Raw genomic sequence first — 20,088 nt, 5'->3', positions numbered from 1 at the left:
ATCTTATCCTACCTGGTTAAGCCTTTCTAAATCATCGGCGGTGTCAATGTCAATAGCGCCCAGCGGAAAAGGGAGTATAAAAACGTCATCGGTATGTGCTTCAATGATTTTTTTTGCACCTTCGGAGCCTTGCAGGTCAAGTAGTTCGGGGAAATATTTTATATCGAACAAAGCGGGCGCGCCCAAAACATCACGATAGCCGCAGGCAATAATACCGCAGTCATTAACTTCTTTTTTTTCCATTAATTGTGATATCAGGAATGAATCAACAAATGGCTGATCGCAAAGCATCAGGATAATTGAAGTTATGCGGGGTTCAAGCCTCAAAATTTCGGCTACACCAACTTTTATTGACGAGCCCATTCCCTCTTCCCAACGCGGATTGTGAATGACGCCTACAAGTTGTTCATCTATATTGGGACGGATTAATTGTTCATTGGCTCCTAACACCACAATAACTTTTTCGCAATGCAGGCAGGTAAGCGCGGTTTGAATTGCCCGCTGTAAAAGGGTTTTACCCTGGTAAATTTGGTTTTGCTTGGGCGAGCCAAAACGATTTGATGCGCCCGCTGCCAGAATAATAATCCCTGTCATTTTTTATAACTGTTACATTAGATGTTGGTATAACTGTTGTTGTAATGCCTTGTTAATGATCATGCATTACCATTTTGTAGCTTCCGGTCCTGCGGTTTATGTTTGTTAGGCTCAGGGGGCTTCCTTTTTATAAATTCTTTGGGGCGGATGCTTGCCTTAATACGGTAATAATTTAATTAAAGTTTTAGTCGGATCTATTCATTTATAACAATTTGATTTTTTGTGCTTTATGCGTGTATTGGAAAAGGGGTGTAACCCTGTTACGCTTTTGTAATTTTATTTCAGACCGGATATATCACTGAGGAAGGGAATAAAAATACATTTCGTAAACGTCTCCAAGCGGGGTAATGCTTATTTTTACAATTGCCGTGCATAAACTAAAAGGTGTAATGGCTGTTAATTAATTAAATTTACAGGATAAAAAAGCTATATTTTGTTAATAGATAATCATGGACGGAAGATCAGCTATATGCGCCTCGCGGTGACAGACAGGTGCAACCTGCGCTGTTTTTACTGTATGCCTGAGGATGGCTTGAACTGGCTTTCACGTGCCGAGCTCATGACCTATGAGGAAATGCTGCGCAGCTGCAGTTTGCTTGTAAAAATGGGTATCGAAAAAATCCGTATTACCGGGGGCGAGCCCTTTGTACGCAAAGATATTATGCATTTGCTCACAGCTATATCCAGGCTGGACGGCTTAAAAGAGCTGGGCCTTACAACTAACGGCGTACTTACAGCTCCTTATGTGCCCGAATTAAGAAAGATAGGTGTACGGTCAATAAACCTGAGCCTTGATACGCTGGATGCCAACCGCTTTTTTACCATTACCCGCCGCGACGAATTTGCTAGTGTGATGACAGCCTTAGATGCCATGCTGAGCCATGATATGGAAGTAAAGATCAATGCCGTGGTGATGGATGGCAAAAATATACAGGATATTATCCCGCTGGTTGAATTGGCCAAAGAGTTGCCGGTAAGTGTCAGGTTTATAGAAGAAATGCCTTTTAACGGCGATGGTCATGTGTACGATGGATTACATTGGGATTATCTTCGCATTTTAGATGAAATAAAAAGCAAGTATCCGCAAATAAAGAAACTGGATGACCCGGCTTATTCTACTTCATACAATTATCAGGTCCCGGGGCATAAGGGTACAGTTGGTATTATAGCCGCTTATTCGCGTACATTTTGCGGCAGCTGTAACCGGATCCGCATAACGCCTCAGGGTGGGTTAAAAACCTGTTTGTATGATGATGGCGTGCTCAATTTAAAAGATCTGATGCGTGCGGGAGCTTCTGATGAAGTATTGGAGGATGCCCTGTTAACCGCTTTTAGCCACCGCCCGGCAGATGGCTGGGAAGCCGAGCGGGCACGGGTAGCCAAAACAGGTATCCACGAGTCAATGGCCACTATTGGCGGATAGTTTTAAACTACATATATATGACAACGGTTGAAGAAGCTGAAAAACTGGTGCTTGCGCAAATTAGGGATTATGGTACTCAAAGCCTCCCGTTTGAACAGGCTCTGGGTTGTGCCCTGGCCGAAGACCTGAAGGCCGACCGTGATCTGCCGCCCTTTAACCGGGTAACCGTGGATGGTATCGCTATAAGATATGAAGCTATTGAGAGTGGGATCAATATTTTCCGGATCAAAACTACCCAGGCAGCCGGTGACGAGCCGGTTCAAATCGACAGCGCCGATGAATGCATCGAGATCATGACCGGTGCTGTGTTGCCCGCTTCGGTTGATACAGTGATCCGTTATGAGGATGTGGAGATCATCGCCGGGTCGGCGAGCGTACACACCCGCGACATAAAAAAGGGGCAGAACCTGCATTTGCAGGGCCTTGATAAAAAACAAAATGATGTTATATCAACGGCAGGACAGGTGGTAAGCCCCGCTATCATTAGTGTGGCGGCATCAGTAGGTAAAACCCACCTGCTTGTTAAAAAAATGCCGCGGGTGGTAATAGTTTCGTCAGGAGATGAATTAGTTGATGTGCATGAAACGCCGCTGCCGTACCAGATCCGCAAATCAAACAGCTATATGGTAAAAGCCGTTTTAAAACAACATGGTACCGATGCTGATATTTTGCATATCCCCGATGAGCCCGCGGTTACTAAAGAAAAGATCCAATACTGTTTACAAAACTATGATGTACTGCTGCTAAGCGGCGGTGTTTCGATGGGGAAGTTTGATTATATCCCCCGGGCACTTGAGGAATTAAAGGTTGAAAAGTTGTTTCATAAAGTAGCCCAGCGGCCCGGTAAACCCTTTTGGTTTGGCAGGCATAATAACGGTGCATTGGTGTTTGCTTTTCCGGGTAACCCTGTAGCCACATTTATGTGCCTGCACCGTTACTTTTTAACATGGCTTAATACAGCGCTCGGCTTGCCCGCGAAAGCCGTCACATATGCGGTATTAGGAAAAGATTTTACATTTCAGCCGGCTTTACAATACTATCTGCAGGTAAAGCTGCAAAGTAACGGGCAGGGCCAATTGATAGCTACACCCGTTGAAGGAAATGGTTCGGGCGATTTTGCTAACTTAGCAGATACCGAAGCTTTTTTAGAACTTCCGCCTGAAAAGAATAATTTTAAAGCAGGAGAGGTGTTTAAGGTTTGGAGGTTTTAGTTTTTGGGATTTCACCGATTTTCTTTGTTGATTACACCGATTTTTTGATTTGATCGAATCCATAACATAATAAGTCGCTATAAACAAACAAAGGAATCATGGCCCTAACAAATCGATGAAATCACAATAAGAAATCAGTGTAATCATAATAAAAAATAATGTTAACCCACATAAACAAACAAGGCGATCCTAATATGGTTGATGTAACTGAAAAGCAGGTTACACACCGTACTGCTACTGCGCGTAGCATTATTAGTTTGCCGGCAGAGGTATTTGAACTTTTAGCAGGGAATGAATTGCAGAGTAAAAAGGGCCCCGTTTTTCAAACAGCTATCATCGCCGGTATCATGGCCGCAAAAAAAACCGGCGACCTGATCCCGCTTTGTCATCCGCTGGGTTTGGATAACTGTAATGTTACTATCCGAATAAATGAGCAGCAGGAAGTGGTGGTTGACTGTACTGCAAGCATTACGGCAAAGACAGGTGTGGAAATGGAAGCGCTGGTAGGCGCTTCAATAGCGGCACTTACTATTTATGATATGTGCAAGGCCATGAGCCATGATATAGTGATAAAAGAAACCAAACTGATCTCAAAAACAGGAGGTAAACGTGACTTTAAAAGATCATAACCAGCCATCAGGCACGCATAAAAAACACGCTAAACTGGCCCGCCCTTCAACCGGTAACTTCGGCCGTAACGAATGGGCAATTTTAGGTGGCCCCTGTACCGTGATCAAATTATTGGCCGATGATGTGATCCGTTCACTTTCTCCGGTTTATAAATGTGCTTATGTGGATATGTCACATAATGATGATATTACTTTGCTGCCCGGCAGATTGGTGAGCGGCGCTTCGCTTGATTATACCGACCAGGTAAACTATCAGCAGTTTAACTATCAAAACCCGGTATATCCTTATCAGCTTAAACAGCAATTTTCGTCTGCCGACCTGGTATTAGTTAATGGAAATCACCAGCAGGCTAAGGCCCAGGTAGTTATTATCGACGTTAATAAAGAGGCGTCACTGCAAAAAAGGACAGGTCAGCTCAATAATATTCAGCTTTTTCTGCTGGCCGATAATGCAAGCGAAATCCCGGACTTTATACAGGAAGTTACACCCAACTGGCATCAGATCCCAATTTTAAAAGTAGATGAACGTGAAAAGATCGTTGCCTTTTTTGAAGCCGCATTAAAGTTAGCCAAACCCGTTTTAAATGGACTGGTATTGGCCGGCGGTAAAAGTACCCGAATGGGTTTTGATAAAGGTGCGGCCAAGTGGCATGGCAAGCAGCAACGATATTATATGGCCGATTTGCTCAAAACCTTTTGCCGGGAGGTTTACATTTCTGGTCGCCCCGGCCAGCAGCAGGAAATTGACCCTGCTTATCCCGTTATTGAGGATACATTTACTGGTTTAGGACCTTATGGGGCAATTCTTTCCGCTTTTCGCGAACAGCCGGATGCCGCCTGGCTGATCATAGCCTGTGATTTGCCTTTGATGGATGAAGCTACCCTTCGCAATTTAGTGGCCTGGCGAAACAGTTCGTCGGTGGCTACGGCTTATCACAGCCCGGTAACCAATTTCCCGGAACCTTTGATAGCCATATGGGAGCCTAAAAGCTACCCTGTACTTTTATCGTTTTTGGCGCAGGGGTATTCATGCCCGCGTAAGGTTTTGATCAATAGTGATATTACATTGTTAAACGCACCACAACAGGAGGCGCTGACCAATGTCAATACGCCTGAAGAATTGGAGAAAGTAAAATCAATGATCCACCATACAATAGTTGCTACTAATGAATCAGGATTTACAACGATATAACTGCCAGATAGCACTGCCCGGTTTTGGCGAGGAAGCCCAGCAATTATTGCAGCAAGCCCGCGTACTGGTTGTCGGGGCTGGGGGGTTGGGCTGCCCGGCTGCACAATACCTGGCATCAACCGGAATTGGCACATTAGGAATTGCCGATTTCGACCAGGTATCGATAAGTAACCTGCACCGCCAGGTATTATATAACCCTGCTGATGAGGGGAAAAATAAAGCTGAAGTGGCTTGTTTACGCCTACAGGCTCAAAATCCGAGTATTAAGCTCGTACCTCATGCCATCAAAATAACATCCGATAATGTGATGGATGTTATCAACAATTACGACATTGTGCTGGATGGTACCGATAATTTCGAAACCCGTTACCTGCTTAATGATGCCTGTGTTTTGGCCGGTAAGCCGCTTGTTTATGGTGCCATTTATCAGTTTGAAGGGCAGGTTGCCATTTGGAACGTAAGCAACCCCAAAGGGGCAAATTCGCCCAATTATCGTGATTTGTTCCCCGAAGTGGATGCTACCCAGATCCCTAACTGTACTGAAGGCGGAGTAGTACCTACACTGGCCGGAATCATTGGCTGTATGCAGGCCAATGAAGTAATCAAGTACATTACCAAAACCGGTGAATTACTGGCCGGGAAAGTGCTGATCTTTGATGCACAAAGCATGCAAAGCCGCATCTTTAAGATTGGCCCGGTAACAAAAACACATATCCGCAGGTTAAAAACAACTATCACTATTCCAACCATCAATGCAGATGAACTAAAAAAACGGATCCTTTTAGATGATACGGTAGAACTTATTGACGTGCGTACCATCCACGAGCGTGAAGCCTATGATATTGGCGGTACGCATATCCCGCTGGACGAAATAGAAGAGTACCTGGCCTACTTTACCAGCCCGAATACCAAAGTCCTTTACTGCTCATCAGGTAAACGAAGCGAGGAAGCCGTAAAACTTATCCTCAAAATGATCCCCGAGGCCGATGTGTTTTCATTGGAAGGCGGGTTAGAAGAGTATAAGGCTGATTAAATGATTTCGGATATCGGAATTTCGATTTCGGATTTTTTTAATTTGAATCGAAAGTTTGTGCCGTTGTTTGTGTTGTCACCAACAACTTTTTTGTATCCTAAGCTTTTATAATGACGAAACCTCCAACAAGCGGCAGCTACGGAGCGGGAGTTGTTGGTGACAACACCAACAACGACGAGGAAAATCTCCCATTGAAAATTGAAAAATCCGAATTTCAAGTTCCGAAATCCAACATCCCCAAATCCTAAGGATGTGCTGCTACCCAGACATCGCCGTCCTCAAAGCTTTCTTTTTTCCAGATAGGGACGGTTTGTTTAAGTGTATCGATGATGTACCTGCAGGCATCAAAGGCAGCGTCACGGTGCGCTGCTGAAACGGCAATAACAACCGGTACCTCGCCAACCTGCAGCAATCCGGTACGGTGGTGGATCAGTATTTTTTGTACCGGCCAGCGTTCAAAGGCCCAGGCAACAATCTTATTCATTTCGCTGATGGCCATTGGCTCGTAAGCTTCAAAATCGAGCCTTAAAACTTTTTTTCCTTTGGTTGAATTGCGTACGGTACCAATGAATACATCTATCCCCCCGGATTCATGTGACATGATCCAGTCGATACATGATTGGATATCCAGTGTTTGGGCCGATAGGAGGATCTGTGTGTTCATAGCAATGCAAATCTATATTTTATCTGCCAATGATTTCATGAGGTATTTGGGCGATTCAGTATAACCCTGCTTGTAATAAAACCGGTGGGCGTCGGTCCTGCGTGTATGGCAGTGCACCTCTATCCTGTCGGCATCACGTTCTTTGCCAAGTTCGGTAATATAACCCTCAAGAGCCTTACCAATACCTTTGCCCCGGGTGTTTTCATCAACAGAAAAACAACTTATGCGAATAAAATCACCCTTAACAACCAGTTGAGTTAAAAAATCAATGGCGATAAAACCTGCAACCTTACCTTCATCTTCATAAACCAAAACCTTCGATGAAGGTTGCTCTAACATTCGTTCAAGGTTACCCGGCAAAAAATCTTCAGTGCCTGGATAGCCCAATTGTGTTAGCAAATTTGATATTGCAGTATGATCGGCAAGCGTTGCGCTTCTGATGGCCATTCTATATTAAGTTGATTGTTTTATATTGATGAAATTGAGGGTAAGTCCTAAAATACTACTGCAAGCTGCCCACTAAAAACTGTAAACTGCCGCTAAAAAGTTTACTGCCACTGCTACTTAAAAACTGCAAACTGATCTACCCCCCGCTTACCGGCGGAATGATCGCTATTTCGTCGCGTTCGTGAATAGTATCGCCGGGCAGGGCATATTCGTTGTTAACAGCCAGCATGTATGATGAAAGCTGCTTTAAACGCGGGTATTGTTGCTCAAGCAGGTATTTTAAATTGGAGATAGTTGCATCGTTGGTCATTTCCAGGCTAACTTCGCTGCTTCCAAATATCTCCTTAGCCACTCCAAAAGCCAGTATGTTGATCTTCATATCTCAAAAATATTCAAATTAGCTTACAAAACGAGTACTGGGTTTTAAATTTAACAAATCAACATATGTAAGTTCATTATGCGGGTTAAAGCCTCCGGGTTTGAGCCTAAACAAAAAATAAGCGTGAAGCCTTAACCTTGCCGGGGTTTACATGTGTTAATACTATTTTTAATGTAATTAATTGATTGTTAATTGGATAGTATAAAATTGCTCGAATTTCTGTTAACCCTGTTAACCCCTTGCCTGCCTAAGTTAACGGCTGTTTTGCAGACGCTTGCCTCAAAAACAATTCAAACGAAGGGACTTAAACTTGCCTTCTGCATATAAACTTGCATAAACAAACTATGCCATAAATTGTATCTTTGAATATGTCTTCGCCATCAGTTATTCATATCCCGGTTGTAAAAGTTAACGCTAACCGAAGCGCAAGGGAGGAGGATAGCATAGCCATTGAAGAACCACTTGAAATTAAACTGGAATATGGTCCTGCAGATGGCAGAGAGTTACGTAATATCTCTGTAACTATGCGTACCCCCGGTCATGATGCCGAACTGGCAACCGGTTTCCTTTTTACCGAAGGCATTATTAAAAATGCAGATGAGATAAAATCAGCTAAACACAGCTTTATAACCTGCGCTGAAAACAAGAAGAATACCATGCTGGTAACACTTGAACAAGATGCACTGCCGTACCTTCAAAATACCGAACGGAATTTTTATACCACAAGCAGTTGCGGTGTGTGCGGAAAGGGTTCTATCAGCGCTATTCGCATAGTAAGCAATTTTGCCGCCGGGGCAGATGATGGCAATGTGATTCATAGTTTGGTACTTAATCAGTTACCGAAGATTTTGCGCGGGCACCAACGGGTATTTGATGATACGGGCGGTTTGCATGCATCGGCTTTGTTTACTCCTTTGGGTGAACTGTTATTATTAAGAGAAGACGTAGGCAGGCATAACGCTTTAGATAAGCTGATAGGTGCTGCTATGATGTATAACTGGCTGCCGTTGCAGCAAACAGTATTGTTACTTAGCGGCAGGGCGAGTTTTGAGCTTATTCAAAAGGCCGCGATGGCAGGCATCAGTATTATTGCGGCAGTAGGTGCGCCGTCAAGCCTGGCTATAGAACTGGCAAACGAATTTAATATTACACTGATTGGCTTTTTACGCGATGAGCGCTTTAATATTTACGCGGGCGCGCACCGGGTAATGGTCCCCGATGAGGCCGTACTAACGGCACCATCGGTGTAAACTGATTGATACCAATGAAAATAAGGATAAAAGGTAATTCACTAAGATACAGGCTCACTAAAACCGATGTAGCCAAACTGGCCGAAGAAGGTTATGTTCAGGAAACCGTCGATTTTGGCAGTCAGCAGCTTATTTATGCTTTGAGACTGGTTGATGATGAGCATCTTTCGGCAACCTATAAGGAGAATGCCATAACACTATATGTGCCAAAAGCTGTGGCCACCGGCTTTGCCGACGACGATAAGGTAGGTTATGAAGGTAAACACGGCAGTTTGCATTTACTGGTTGAAAAAGATTTTACGTGTTTGGATGAAGTCGCCGAAGATCAAAGCGATAATTATCCTAATCCCTTAGCAGCTAAAAAGCCATGAGCAAGCAAGCAGAACAAGGACCGGCAGCAGAGAATCCTGAGGAGCTACTCGACCTGAAAATAACACATCCAAAAGACTGGGCGGCGGGTGTCCCTGCTGTTACAGTGGCTATGGTTGATATATTAAAGGAAGCAGGCCTGGCAAGAGGTATGGAAGGCTTGTTTCATATGAACAAAAAGAGCGGTTTTGATTGTTCTGGCTGTGCCTGGCCCGACCCGGATGACGACCGTTCGCCCATTGCCGAATACTGTGAAAATGGTGCCAAAGCCCTTGCCGAAGAAGCTACTACCAAAAAGCTCACTGGTGATTTTTTTGCTGAAAATTCGGTAGCGGATCTTGCCAAACTTAACGATTATGAGATAGGGAAGAAGGGACGCATAGCCCAACCAGTATATCTGGCCAAAGGAGCTACACATTACACACCGGTAAACTGGGACTTCGCGTTTAAAAAAATAGCGAATGAGCTTAACGCTTTGGCGTCGCCCGATGAAGCTGCATTTTATACATCCGGCCGTACCAGTAACGAGGCTTCATTTACTTACCAGTTATTTGTGCGCGAGTTTGGTACCAATAACATGCCCGATTGCTCCAATATGTGCCATGAAAGTACCGGTGTTGGCCTTGCCGATACTATTGGCATTGGCAAGGGCACAGTCACCCTTAATGATTTTTACGATACCGATGTAATCATTATCATGGGGCAAAACCCAGGTACCAATCATCCCCGGATGCTTAGCGCGCTTGAAAAGGCTAAGCAGAAAGGCTCAAAGATCATTGCGGTAAACCCCTTGCATGAGGCTGGGTTAATGGGTTTTAAAAACCCGCAAACGGTAAAAGGCATTTTAGGTATCAAAACGCAATTGGCCGATCTGTACCTGCAGGTAAAAATAAACGGTGATATGGCTTTGCTAAAAGCCATGGAAAAACTGCTATATAAAGCCGAGCGGGAAAATCCCGGCAGCGTCTTCGATCATGAATTTATTAAAAAGAACACTACCGGTTACGTTGCCTTTTTAGACAGTCTGAACCAATATGAGGTTGACGACCTGGCTAAAGCTGCCGGTTTAACAGTGAATGAAATTGAACAGGCGGTTGATTTGATTAAAAATAAAAGCCGCATCATTATTTGCTGGGCTATGGGCATCACCCAGCATAAAAACGGAGTGGATACCGTAAAAGAAATTGTGAACCTGGCCATGCTTAAAGGCGCCATTGGTAAACCCGGTGCCGGTTTGTGTCCGGTGCGTGGTCATAGCAACGTACAGGGTAACCGTACCATGATGATCTGGGATAAGCCAAAACCGAAGCAGTTGGATAAACTCAAGGAAGTTTTTGGTTTTGAGCCGCCGCGGGGCCATGGTTATGATGTTGTTGAATCTATTAAAGCTATGGACGAAGGCAAACTTAAAGTGTTTTTTGCCATGGGCGGCAATTTCCTTTCGGCTACGCCGGATACCCTGTTTACGGCACAGGCCTTGCGTAAACTTAAACTTTCGGTACATGTATCAACCAAATTAAACCGTAGCCATCTGGTTCATGGTGAAGAAGCTTTGATCTTGCCAACACTGTCACGAAGCGATAGAGATGTTGTAAATGGCGAGGATCAATTTATAAGCTGTGAAAACTCCATGGGGGTTGTCCAAATGTCAAAAGGGATGCTGAAGCCTGTATCTGAACATCTGATGAACGAGAACCAGATCATTTGTAATCTTGCTAAAGCCACATTAGGTAATCGTGCCGTTGTCGACTGGGATAAGTACGCACAAAGCTATGATGCTGTGCGCGATGCGATTGCCAAAGTCATTCCGGGCTGTGAGGATTATAACCAAAAGGTACGTTTGCCCGGCGGTTTTTACCTGCCAAACGCCGCCCGCGAGGGTAAGTTTATCACCGAAAAGAATGGAGCTGTTGTGCCTTTCAATATCGCCCCGTTGCCGAAGCATGAACTGGCTGCCGACGAATACCATATGGCAACCATCCGCAGTCATGATCAGTTTAACACCACCATATATGGCCTTGACGACCGCTACCGGGGCATTCACAATGAGCGCCGGGTAATTTTGATGAATGAAAAAGATATGAAAAAAGCCGGTTTCAGGGCGCAGGAAAAAGTTAACCTGTTTAATTATGATGATGGTGTTGAGCGGGTAGCGAGGTTGTTTGTAGTTGTGCCTTACAACATCCCCGAAGGGAATACAGCTACCTATTACCCCGAGGCCAATGTACTGGTTCCTATCAACAGCGTTGCCGAACAAAGTAATACGCCCACATCCAAACTGGTTAATATCAAAATCAGGAAACACGTGGGTTAATAACCATTCTAAATACTTACACCTTAAAACAAAAGCGTTTACATAATACTTATCTCCTTAAAAAAAGTATTATGTCATTTGATCAATATCACGAGCCGGCAAATGAACTATCCGACGAAACCCGCACCTTTGCCCGAATGATAGTTTCATTAACCGAAGAGGCTGAGGCTATAAACTGGTACGAACAGCGGATTTCTGTCGAGAAAGATAACCAGGCCAAAGCCATTATGCAAAACGCACAGCAGGAGGAGTTTAAGCACTTTGGTATGGACCTTGAGTTTTTACTGCGCAAAAAGCCGGTATGGCGTACTACGCTGCAAGCTATCCTTTTTAAAGAAGGTGATATTGTTGAGCTGGGCACCAAAGGTGAAGAAGCGGCAGAATAATAGTCATTTTTACATTTTTAGTTTTATCATCGTTACATTAAGTTAGGGCTATTGTATTATCTTTAGCGCTTAAATTAATACGGCCCTACTATAAAAGAATATGATCTGGTACGAAGAGGATGTGAAGCAGCTGGAAATTAAGCGAACCAAGCTTGATTATGTGCCGCGGGTAATTTTTTATGGAAGCTCATCCATTCGTTTGTGGAATACGCTTGATGTTGATTTTGATGACATGCAACCAGTTAACCTTGGCTTTGGCGGTTCTACACTGGCTGCTTGCGTATGGTTTTTTGAGCGTATAATGCATTCTTATAACCCCGAATCCATCGTAGTGTATGCGGGCGATAATGATCTCGGCGATGGCCGCAACCCTGAAGAAGTTTTTATATTTTTTAAGCAGCTCACTGTCGAGGTTGAGCGGCTTTTTGGTAACATTCCCTGCTATTATATATCGCTTAAGCCAAGCCTTGCCCGCTGGCCTATTGTTGAAAAGTACAGGTACACCAATAGCCTAATTGAAAACGAGATAATACACCGCCATAAAAACTGGCAGTTCATCAATATATTTAATCAGATGATAGATGCTTCCGGTAAACCAATACGAGAATATTATGATAAAGATGGTTTGCATTTGAGCAGCGCCGGTTACGCTTTGTGGAAAAAAGCTGTTTTACAGCGAATGCCACAAAGTATCAAATTAGCTTAATATAGGGTTTACACGCATTTGTCATCTTTCAGCGGTTTAAAAGATGAAAAGAGAGTACCACAAGTGGTTCAGTCCGTCGCTTCAGCGCAATATGGAATTGCTGGTTTTTGGCCATGCGGGCGCCTCTGTTCTATTTTTTCCCACCCGCACAGCCCGGTTTTATGATTATGAAGACTGGAAAGTAATTGAAGCCTTACGCAGTAAAATTGAGGCAGGTCACCTGCAGGTCTACTGTGTGGATAGCATCGACCGTGAAAGCTTTTATAATGAGTTCAGTCATCCCTACCATCGCATGGAAAGGCACCTTCAGTATGAGCAATACATTTTACAGGAGGTAGTGCCCTTAATGAAAACACTTAACGCCGCCGGTTCAATTATTTCGGCAGGTTGCAGCATGGGGGCCTATCATGCGGTTAACATAGCGTTTAAACATCCCTTGGTATTTGTGAAAGTAGTAGGTATGAGCGGGCGCTATGACATTACCCAGGCTATGGGCAATTTCCGCGACCTGTTAGATGGGTACCGCGATGAGAATGTGTATTTCAATATGCCTAACCAGTTTTTAAATAACCTGCATAGCCCCGAAATTATTGACCAGATCAAGCGTCTCCAAATTATCCTGGCCGTGGGCGAGGAGGATGCATTTTTGGAAGATAATAAATACCTAAGCACCGTATTGGCCAGCAAAGGCATCCAAAACAGCTTGTATATTTGGCACGAGGAAGCACACCGCGCCCGTTACTGGCGTAAAATGGTGCAACTTTATTTCTAAAAGCAAAACACTTTCCTGTTTGTTTATCTGCTATAATTTAAAATATTATGGCACTATTGAATTAGTACAGGGCGATATCACAAAAATTAAAGCTGATGCCATTGTAAACGCGGCAAACACCTCGCTCATGGGCGGCGGCGGTGTCGATGGCGCTATCCATCGCGCCGGCGGACCGGAGATTCTGGAAGATTGTCGTAAGATAGTAGCCCGGCAGGGCGGCTGCAAAACCGGGCAGGCTGTAATTACAACCGGCGGTAAGCTGCCGGCTAAATATGTGATCCACACGGTTGGCCCCGTTTACAATAGTGGTAAAAGAGGTGAGAATGAACTTTTGCAATCCGCTTATTTAAATAGTTTGAAGCTTGCTGCCCAAAATGATGTGCATACCGTAGCTTTTCCTAATATCAGTACCGGCATTTATCATTTTCCAAAGGACAGGGCTGCGGCAATCGCTGTTAAAACGGTTAAAGATTTTTTGTCAGATAACGAAGTAGTTGAGAAAGTCATATTTGTCTGCTTCGATAACGAAAATTACAGCTTGTATAATAAGCTGCTTACTTAGCAGCAGACTGTGCTTATCCCTTATATGTTGTAGACCCAGACTTACGAAGTTTCTAAAACTTCGTAAGTCTTCACAGGTTAAAATAATCTGGAATTTGTCAACCCAATGCTAAGTGCATAAATTGCAACTATGCATCCTGCTTTAAAACAACATCTTGAAGATAAATTAATCCTCTCGCCTGAACATGAGCGGCTGATTGCTAATTGTTTTAAAACCCGTTTTACCAAACGAAACGAGATACTGGTTGAAAAGGGGAGCATCGCAAAGCATTTATATTTTGTGGTAAAAGGATGCCTCCGCGTGTTTTTAACCGATGATGAGGGCAACGAATCAACCCGGTTCCTGATATTTGAAGGGCGCATGGGTACCGCATTCCCGAGTTTCATATTGAAAGAGCCCTCTGTTGCATCTATTCAAAGCCCCGAGCCATCAGAATTATTGGTATTGAGCTATGCAGATCGCGATTTGCTACTGAAGGAGATCCCCGGCTTTGAAACTATGTACCGTACGGGTCTTGAGCTTGATTATATCGCATCCATCCAGCGGATAGAAAGCCTTATCACTATGGATTCAAAAGCCCGTTATAATATCCTGATGCAAACCCAGCCCGAAATCATCAAAAGACTGCCCAATAAAATAGTTGCCGATTACCTTGGCATCTCTCAGGAAACCCTGAGCCGCCTTAAATCAAAAAAGTGATTTATTGACTATTGTCAATCTTTTTGACTCACTGAATGTGTTGCTTTGTGATATAAACGCTAACATTATGTGGAAACAAACCTTCACCATTATTATAATCTTGCTATCAGGCCATCTTGCGATTGCCCAAAACTTAGGCGAGCGTACCCTCAATTTTAAGGACGAAAGCCGTAATAACCGTCCGGTGGTAACCGAAATCTGGTATCCAACTGCCGATACATTGAAGCCTGCAGATAAGCATTTTTCGCCCTTTTTACGGCAACCGACGGTCCGTAATGGCAAGCTTCCCGCAAATATACTGCCGCTTATCCTGCTTTCGCATGGCACAGGTGGCGGCCGGTTAACTTTGGAGTGGCTGGCCCAGGCCATCGCAAACAGCGGTTGTATAGTTGCTGCTGTCGATCATTATGGCAATACCTACGATCATAAAATTCCCCTTGAATTTGTTAAGCCATGGGAACGCCCGCTGGATATCAGTTTTGCTCTTACATCCTTATTGAATAACCCCGAGATCGGCCCCCTTATTAATCAGCAAAAAATAGGCGCAACCGGGTTTTCATTTGGCGGCTATACTATGATCGCCCTGGCCGGTGCAAAGCTCGATTTTGAACAGGCCCGCAACTATTACAAAACCACAGGCCGCAAAGAGCTGGAAATCCCCGAATTTCCGGGCTTGGTAAAATTACTGGACGATAGCTCCATGATCGCCGATTCTAAACATGTGCCCCCGCTAAAAGATAACCGGATCAAAGCATTCTTTTCCATATCGCCCGCATTAGGCTTTGGTTTCACTCGTAAAGAGCAGGTAGCTGATATTAAAGGCGCCTTGTATATTGTAGGCTCGCAAAGTGATAGCATAGCCCCGGTTAAAACCAATGCAAGGCATTATCATCAGCTCATTGGTAGATCAAAATATACAGAGTTGCCCGGTAAGGTTGGCCATTACGTAATGCTTGGTGAAGCCATTGACGCTGTAAAAAAAGAAGCTCCGATATATTTTACGGATGATCCTTCGGTTAACAGGCATGCCATTCACTTACAGGTGGACAGCTTGGCTGTCGGTTTTTTTAAGACGGCGTTAAAGTATTAGTCGGCCGGTAAAATTTAACAAAACCTTATCATTAGGTTAAAAACATTTTTATCGTGCAGGAGTTGATAGTTAAATCTGAATCGTAGAATTTTTTCCTGCCGATACTATGAAAGCTTTTGTGTTAGGTTTGCTTATCACACTTTTTGCCGGTGTTAATGCCGGTGCGCAACCAAAAAATGTAAGCGGCGTTTACGCCGGTATTGAAATAACCTTACCTGTTACTATGGGGGGAGGCATGGGCCGCAGTGATGTTGTTTTCCAGTTAAGGCCCGATGGTACTTTTAACGATTTGCTTGAAAAGCCCGATTGGAAAACACATGTTGCAGGTCGTTACCAGGTACAGGGCAATACGCTCAAATTGCAATACCTCAAAGGCTCCAAACAGGAGTATAAAATTGAATCTGACGGCGATATCGATGCGGGCTCTTTTAGTATCCTAAAGCTCAATACTGCCGACAGGGTGCCTGCCGGTTACTACCAATTTACCCACGCAAGTAGCATGGGAGGAGGGAATACCGGGCAGGTATTTGTTGGCACATCGGGCTCAAAAGGTCTTTATTTTGATGGGAAGGGTAATTTTAGCCAAAATAGCTCTTCAGCCACTATGGTATCGGGTGAAGGCATAGGCGGTGGCGGCGGTCGCAAAGACAGCGGGGCTGGTACCTATACAATTAAAGATGGAGTACTTACCCTAAATTACAATACAGGTAAAACCGAAACGCATAGTTTCTTTTGCCGTCCCGGTGAAAAGCCGGTAATGGCTGCCATAGACGGCAATATTTATTTTATGGAAGATAAAGCGCCTAAAAGCGCGTCATCTTCATCTAAAACAACATCCGGGTCTTCCGGCAATGCCAAAACAACTGCCGGAAACCAGGCAGCTGAAACCGGTGATAATGATGCTGCGGGTTTATTAAACAAGGCTGCCGAAGTACACGGCGGTGCAAAGCTCAATGCAATTAAAACCATGCAGATCTCTGCTACGATGACGGGCCTCGATTTTACCATTAAGATTGACCTGTCTGCTCATCGTGTCCGCTCTGAGATTCGCAAAGGTGGGAAGTTGTTGCAGGTTGAGCAAATGGAAGGTGATAATGGCTGGCAATGGCGTAACGGCGATAAAAAACCGCTTTCATCTTCCCGCATATCGCAATTGAAACAAGGTTTCCGTTCAGGAGCGTTATTATTCAGGAAAGAGAACCTCGACCATATTCAAAATGTTAAGGCACAGGAGGGTAAAAATAACGTGATGATAGTGAGCTATAGTTTTGACGGCGTAACCAGTTTTGCAGTGTTAGACGGTAAAAATCAGCTGGTTGGCGAAGGTACTAAAGTAGGTTCGGTAGTGCAGATATCGGCTTTTACCGGTTTTAAAACGGTTGATGGTATTGTTTTCCCTGCCGCCGAATTACAAACAGAGGGTGCGCAAAAAAGCAGCATTACATATAACGATTATAAAATAAATCCAGCCTTTACCGAAGCTGATTGGGCAGATGCCCGTTAAGATCATGCCATGGAGTTTTGATAATATATATTATCAAATAGCTGCAAACGCCAATTATATAATCCGCAATTGCAAACAAACCTTACATAATAGCTGCCGTTATCTCGCGGCCTTCCCGGCAGATGCCATAAATGATCAGCGTTAAAATTAGAAGGTACGCAAATGCCGAATTGGATTAGATTAGGGTTGTTACTATGCAAGTGGCGGGTTTAAACCTCATCACTCAAACGATATAGTTAAAATATACGGCCCCGGGCATGGCTGCACCCCACACAGGTTTATATATTTGAAGTTCCAACTCCAATACAACCTCATGAGAATTAAGTACTATCTGCCGCGGGTATTTGTGGCATCCGCTTTATCTATCAGCTTTAGCCTTGCAGCCTCGGCACAGCAAAAGAACATCTATCATAAAGGCTGGATAGATTTTAACAAGAACGGTAAAATGGATGTGTTCGAAGACCCGTCACAACCCATTGATAAGCGCGTGGCCGACCTGGTAAGCCAGATGACCGTTGAAGAGAAAACCTGCCAAATGGCTACCCTTTATGGTTATAAGCGTGTGTTAAAGGACGAAATGCCCGTCCCTAACTGGAAAAATGAAGTATGGAAAGATGGCATAGCCAATATTGATGAAGAACTGAATAATCTTACTTCGCATACTGATGATGCGCCTACACAATATTCATACCCGTTTAGTAAACATGCATCGGCCATTAATAACATTCAAAAATGGTTTGTTGAGGAAACCCGTTTAGGGATCCCGGTTGATTTCACCAATGAGGGGATTCACGGCCTTAACCATGACAGGGCCACGCCGTTGCCCGCGCCGATATCTATAGGCAGCACCTTTGATAAAGAACTGGTTTATGAGGCAGGTAGAACCGTTGGCCGCGAGGCTAAAGCTTTGGGCTATACCAATGTTTACGCCCCCATACTTGACCCCGCCCGCGACCAACGCTGGGGCCGTGTGGTTGAATGTTATGGTGAAGATCCCTTTCATATTGCCGAAATGGGCAAGCAGATGGTGTTGGGCATCCAGGAAGGCGGCGTAGCGTCAACCCTTAAGCACTTTGCTGTGTACAGCGTACCTAAAGGAGGCCGTGATGGCAGTGCCCGTACTGATCCGCATGTCGCTCCGCGCGAAATGCACCAGCTATATTTGTATCCCTTCCGCAGGGTGATCCAGGAGGCGCATCCAATGGGGGTAATGAGCAGTTATAATGATTGGGACGGCGTACCAATAACTGGCAGCTATTACTTCCTTACGCAGCTTTTACGTCAGCAATTTGGCTTTAATGGCTATGTGGTAAGCGATAGTGAGGCTGTTGAGTTTCTTTATTCAAAACATCATGTTGCTGCCGATTACAAAGAAGCTGTAAGGCAGGCTGTTGAGGCTGGCCTTAACGTGCGTACTAATTTCACTATGCCGCAAACCTTTATTATGCCTTTGCGCGAGCTGATCAAAGAAAACCGTATCTCCATGAAGATCATCGATACCCGTGTTGGCGAGGTATTAAAAGTGAAGTTCAGATTAGGTTTGTTTGATAGCCCTTATGTTAAAGACCCTAAAACTGCCGATAAAATAGTGCATACCGATGCGGATAAAGCCATGAGCCTGAAAATGAACCGCGAGTCGATGGTATTGCTAAAAAATGCAGGCAATCTGCTGCCGTTGGATAAAAAGAAATATCCTAATATCCTGGTAACTGGTCCGCTGGCTAAGGAAACTAACTATGTTGTGAGCAGGTATGGTCCATCGCACAACCCGGTTATTACCGCGTTTGACGGTGTTAAAAATTACGTAGGCAGCGATGCCAAAGTAAGCTATGCTAAAGGCTGTGACATGATTGATGCTACCTGGCCGGAGAGCGAAATTATTGAAACACCGCTAACCGCCCAGGAGCAGGCCGGTATTGATTCGGCAGTTGCACAGGCTAAACAATCGGATATTGTGATTGCTGTGGTAGGCGAGGATGTTGACCGTGTTGGCGAAAGTTTATCGCGTACGGGTTTAAACCTGCCGGGCAGGCAATTGAAGTTGATCCAGGCTTTGCAGGCTACCGGAAAACCTGTGGTAATGGTGATGATCAACGGGCAGCCGCTTACCATCAACTGGGAAAATAAATATGTGCCGGCCATTTTAGAGGCCTGGTTTCCGAGCGTACAAAGCGGGCAGGTGATTGCCGAAACCTTATTTGGCGATAATAATCCCGGTGGAAGATTGCCGATCACTTTCCCAAAAACAACAGGTCAACTGGAATATAATTTTCCTTTTAAACCGTCGTCACAGGCAGAGCAGGGCGGACAGAACAGCTGGGGCAAAACCAGTGTGAAAGGAGCTTTGTACCCTTATGGTTACGGGTTAAGCTACACCACATTTGAGTACAGCAACCTGCAGGTATCGCCCGAAAAAGGTAATTCTCAGGGACTTATGCAGGTTAGCGTTGATGTAACCAACACCGGGCAGCGCAAAGGCGATGATGTGGTGCAGCTTTACCTTAAGGATGAGGTAAGCAGCGTTACTACTTACGAGTACGATCTGCGTGGCTTTGATCGCGTTACACTAAATCCCGGCGAGAAGAAAACAGTGCAGTTTACCTTGCACCCTGATGATTTGGCCCTGCTGGATAAAAATATGAACTGGACTGTTGAGCCGGGTAAATTTATGGTGATGATAGGCAGTTCATCTGTTGATATCAAATTGAAAAAAGAGTTTGAGATAGAATAAAAGAGATGTTTATGACTTACGAAGTTTACAAAGCTTCGTAAGTCTGGTATCTATTAAGCAGAAGGGATGCTTTTACAAATGATTTTTTTGAATAAGTATACCAGATTTGGTCAAGCGTGACTATCTTTATACT

At 44.4% G+C, this 20,088-nt stretch carries 20 protein-coding genes; 16 read left to right on the top strand and 4 right to left on the bottom strand.

Annotation, left to right across the window (positions count from 1 at the left end):
* Positions 1 to 3: 3 nt before the first annotated feature.
* A complete protein-coding gene (locus IEX80_RS09645; RefSeq protein WP_090526429.1) occupies positions 4 to 594 on the bottom strand; it encodes a nucleotidyltransferase family protein in 591 nt (196 codons plus the stop codon).
* A 433-nt stretch (positions 595 to 1,027) separates the two neighbouring features.
* Between IEX80_RS09645 and moaA the strand changes: the two genes are divergently transcribed.
* The 5 genes from moaA to IEX80_RS09620 all read left to right on the top strand — a co-directional run bounded on the left by moaA (position 1,028) and on the right by IEX80_RS09620 (position 6,082).
* Positions 1,028 to 2,017, top strand: coding sequence for a GTP 3',8-cyclase MoaA (gene moaA, locus IEX80_RS09640; RefSeq protein WP_188832748.1), 990 nt, complete (start codon positions 1,028 to 1,030; stop codon positions 2,015 to 2,017).
* Positions 2,018 to 2,034: 17 nt separating this feature from the next.
* Positions 2,035 to 3,228, top strand: a complete 1,194-nt coding sequence (locus IEX80_RS09635; protein WP_229701577.1) for a molybdopterin molybdotransferase MoeA — start codon at positions 2,035 to 2,037, stop codon at positions 3,226 to 3,228.
* Positions 3,229 to 3,386: 158 nt separating this feature from the next.
* Positions 3,387 to 3,857 (top strand): cyclic pyranopterin monophosphate synthase MoaC, encoded by a 471-nt coding sequence (gene moaC / locus IEX80_RS09630; RefSeq protein WP_090526435.1) that lies wholly within the window; start codon positions 3,387 to 3,389, stop codon positions 3,855 to 3,857.
* Complete coding sequence (locus IEX80_RS09625; RefSeq protein ID WP_229701576.1) at positions 3,838 to 5,049, top strand: NTP transferase domain-containing protein; 1,212 nt, start codon at positions 3,838 to 3,840, stop codon at positions 5,047 to 5,049. Before moaC ends, IEX80_RS09625 begins: the two co-directional genes overlap by 20 nt.
* The gene (locus IEX80_RS09620) at positions 5,024 to 6,082 is read left to right on the top strand and encodes a HesA/MoeB/ThiF family protein (RefSeq protein WP_176627661.1); all 1,059 of its coding nucleotides are present in this window, start codon (positions 5,024 to 5,026) and stop codon (positions 6,080 to 6,082) included. The genes IEX80_RS09625 and IEX80_RS09620 overlap by 26 nt, the downstream gene beginning before the upstream one ends.
* A 244-nt stretch (positions 6,083 to 6,326) precedes the next feature.
* Here the strand turns inward: IEX80_RS09620 and IEX80_RS09615 are convergent, their stop codons facing one another.
* The 3 genes from IEX80_RS09615 to IEX80_RS09605 form a co-directional block, all read right to left on the bottom strand.
* Positions 6,327 to 6,746, bottom strand: coding sequence for a molybdenum cofactor biosynthesis protein MoaE (locus tag IEX80_RS09615; RefSeq protein ID WP_090526441.1), 420 nt, complete (start codon positions 6,744 to 6,746; stop codon positions 6,327 to 6,329).
* A 12-nt stretch (positions 6,747 to 6,758) separates the two neighbouring features.
* Positions 6,759 to 7,193: a GNAT family N-acetyltransferase gene (locus tag IEX80_RS09610; RefSeq protein ID WP_090526445.1), complete on the bottom strand. Its 435-nt coding sequence runs from the start codon at positions 7,191 to 7,193 to the stop codon at positions 6,759 to 6,761.
* 136 nt (positions 7,194 to 7,329) lie between these two features.
* Positions 7,330 to 7,572 (bottom strand): MoaD/ThiS family protein, encoded by a 243-nt coding sequence (locus IEX80_RS09605; protein WP_090526447.1) that lies wholly within the window; start codon positions 7,570 to 7,572, stop codon positions 7,330 to 7,332.
* Positions 7,573 to 7,940: 368 nt separating this feature from the next.
* On the opposite strand from IEX80_RS09605, the gene fdhD reads away from it, so the two are divergent.
* The 11 genes from fdhD (at position 7,941) to IEX80_RS09550 (ending at position 19,955) form a co-directional block, all read left to right on the top strand.
* Positions 7,941 to 8,822: a formate dehydrogenase accessory sulfurtransferase FdhD gene (gene fdhD / locus IEX80_RS09600; protein WP_176627659.1), complete on the top strand. Its 882-nt coding sequence runs from the start codon at positions 7,941 to 7,943 to the stop codon at positions 8,820 to 8,822.
* Positions 8,823 to 8,836: 14 nt separating this feature from the next.
* Positions 8,837 to 9,193: a DUF7009 family protein gene (locus tag IEX80_RS09595; protein WP_176627658.1), complete on the top strand. Its 357-nt coding sequence runs from the start codon at positions 8,837 to 8,839 to the stop codon at positions 9,191 to 9,193.
* Positions 9,190 to 11,505 (top strand): FdhF/YdeP family oxidoreductase, encoded by a 2,316-nt coding sequence (locus tag IEX80_RS09590; RefSeq protein ID WP_176627657.1) that lies wholly within the window; start codon positions 9,190 to 9,192, stop codon positions 11,503 to 11,505. The genes IEX80_RS09595 and IEX80_RS09590 overlap by 4 nt, the downstream gene beginning before the upstream one ends.
* Positions 11,506 to 11,576: 71 nt before the next feature.
* The gene (locus IEX80_RS09585; protein WP_091162212.1) at positions 11,577 to 11,891 is read left to right on the top strand and encodes a ferritin family protein; all 315 of its coding nucleotides are present in this window, start codon (positions 11,577 to 11,579) and stop codon (positions 11,889 to 11,891) included.
* Positions 11,892 to 11,991: 100 nt separating this feature from the next.
* Positions 11,992 to 12,597 carry a GDSL-type esterase/lipase family protein gene (locus IEX80_RS09580; protein ID WP_090526457.1) on the top strand — a complete coding sequence of 202 codons (606 nt, stop codon included), beginning with the start codon at positions 11,992 to 11,994 and terminating at the stop codon, positions 12,595 to 12,597.
* 43 nt (positions 12,598 to 12,640) lie between these two features.
* Positions 12,641 to 13,369: an esterase family protein gene (locus tag IEX80_RS09575; protein ID WP_176627656.1), complete on the top strand. Its 729-nt coding sequence runs from the start codon at positions 12,641 to 12,643 to the stop codon at positions 13,367 to 13,369.
* A 19-nt stretch (positions 13,370 to 13,388) separates the two neighbouring features.
* Positions 13,389 to 13,931: an O-acetyl-ADP-ribose deacetylase gene (locus IEX80_RS09570; protein WP_218117242.1), complete on the top strand. Its 543-nt coding sequence runs from the start codon at positions 13,389 to 13,391 to the stop codon at positions 13,929 to 13,931.
* A 129-nt stretch (positions 13,932 to 14,060) separates the two neighbouring features.
* Entirely contained in the window at positions 14,061 to 14,630 is a 570-nt protein-coding gene (locus tag IEX80_RS09565) for a Crp/Fnr family transcriptional regulator (RefSeq protein WP_090526461.1), read from the top strand.
* 67 nt (positions 14,631 to 14,697) lie between these two features.
* The gene (locus IEX80_RS09560; protein ID WP_188832747.1) at positions 14,698 to 15,720 is read left to right on the top strand and encodes an alpha/beta hydrolase family protein; all 1,023 of its coding nucleotides are present in this window, start codon (positions 14,698 to 14,700) and stop codon (positions 15,718 to 15,720) included.
* 106 nt (positions 15,721 to 15,826) lie between these two features.
* Entirely contained in the window at positions 15,827 to 17,224 is a 1,398-nt protein-coding gene (locus tag IEX80_RS09555) for a hypothetical protein (protein WP_176627654.1), read from the top strand.
* Positions 17,225 to 17,537: 313 nt separating this feature from the next.
* Positions 17,538 to 19,955, top strand: coding sequence for a glycoside hydrolase family 3 N-terminal domain-containing protein (locus IEX80_RS09550; RefSeq protein WP_188832746.1), 2,418 nt, complete (start codon positions 17,538 to 17,540; stop codon positions 19,953 to 19,955).
* Positions 19,956 to 20,088: the final 133 nt, after the last annotated feature.

This window comes from Mucilaginibacter rubeus (assembly GCF_014643835.1).
Lineage (GTDB): Bacteria > Bacteroidota > Bacteroidia > Sphingobacteriales > Sphingobacteriaceae > Mucilaginibacter > Mucilaginibacter rubeus.
Note: the sequence above shows the minus strand (reverse complement) of the source record. Positions and strands in the feature narration are given on the sequence as shown.

Coding starts and splice junctions, on each gene's coding strand:
- IEX80_RS09645 (WP_090526429.1), bottom strand. CDS start 594: ATGACAGGGATTATTATTCTGGCAGCGGGCGCATCAAATCGTTTTGGC.
- IEX80_RS09635 (WP_229701577.1), top strand. CDS start 2,035: ATGACAACGGTTGAAGAAGCTGAAAAACTGGTGCTTGCGCAAATTAGG.
- moaC (WP_090526435.1), top strand. CDS start 3,387: ATGTTAACCCACATAAACAAACAAGGCGATCCTAATATGGTTGATGTA.
- IEX80_RS09620 (WP_176627661.1), top strand. CDS start 5,024: ATGAATCAGGATTTACAACGATATAACTGCCAGATAGCACTGCCCGGT.
- IEX80_RS09615 (WP_090526441.1), bottom strand. CDS start 6,746: ATGAACACACAGATCCTCCTATCGGCCCAAACACTGGATATCCAATCA.
- IEX80_RS09610 (WP_090526445.1), bottom strand. CDS start 7,193: ATGGCCATCAGAAGCGCAACGCTTGCCGATCATACTGCAATATCAAAT.
- IEX80_RS09605 (WP_090526447.1), bottom strand. CDS start 7,572: ATGAAGATCAACATACTGGCTTTTGGAGTGGCTAAGGAGATATTTGGA.
- fdhD (WP_176627659.1), top strand. CDS start 7,941: ATGTCTTCGCCATCAGTTATTCATATCCCGGTTGTAAAAGTTAACGCT.
- IEX80_RS09595 (WP_176627658.1), top strand. CDS start 8,837: ATGAAAATAAGGATAAAAGGTAATTCACTAAGATACAGGCTCACTAAA.
- IEX80_RS09590 (WP_176627657.1), top strand. CDS start 9,190: ATGAGCAAGCAAGCAGAACAAGGACCGGCAGCAGAGAATCCTGAGGAG.
- IEX80_RS09585 (WP_091162212.1), top strand. CDS start 11,577: ATGTCATTTGATCAATATCACGAGCCGGCAAATGAACTATCCGACGAA.
- IEX80_RS09580 (WP_090526457.1), top strand. CDS start 11,992: ATGATCTGGTACGAAGAGGATGTGAAGCAGCTGGAAATTAAGCGAACC.
- IEX80_RS09575 (WP_176627656.1), top strand. CDS start 12,641: ATGAAAAGAGAGTACCACAAGTGGTTCAGTCCGTCGCTTCAGCGCAAT.
- IEX80_RS09565 (WP_090526461.1), top strand. CDS start 14,061: ATGCATCCTGCTTTAAAACAACATCTTGAAGATAAATTAATCCTCTCG.
- IEX80_RS09560 (WP_188832747.1), top strand. CDS start 14,698: ATGTGGAAACAAACCTTCACCATTATTATAATCTTGCTATCAGGCCAT.
- IEX80_RS09555 (WP_176627654.1), top strand. CDS start 15,827: ATGAAAGCTTTTGTGTTAGGTTTGCTTATCACACTTTTTGCCGGTGTT.
- IEX80_RS09550 (WP_188832746.1), top strand. CDS start 17,538: ATGAGAATTAAGTACTATCTGCCGCGGGTATTTGTGGCATCCGCTTTA.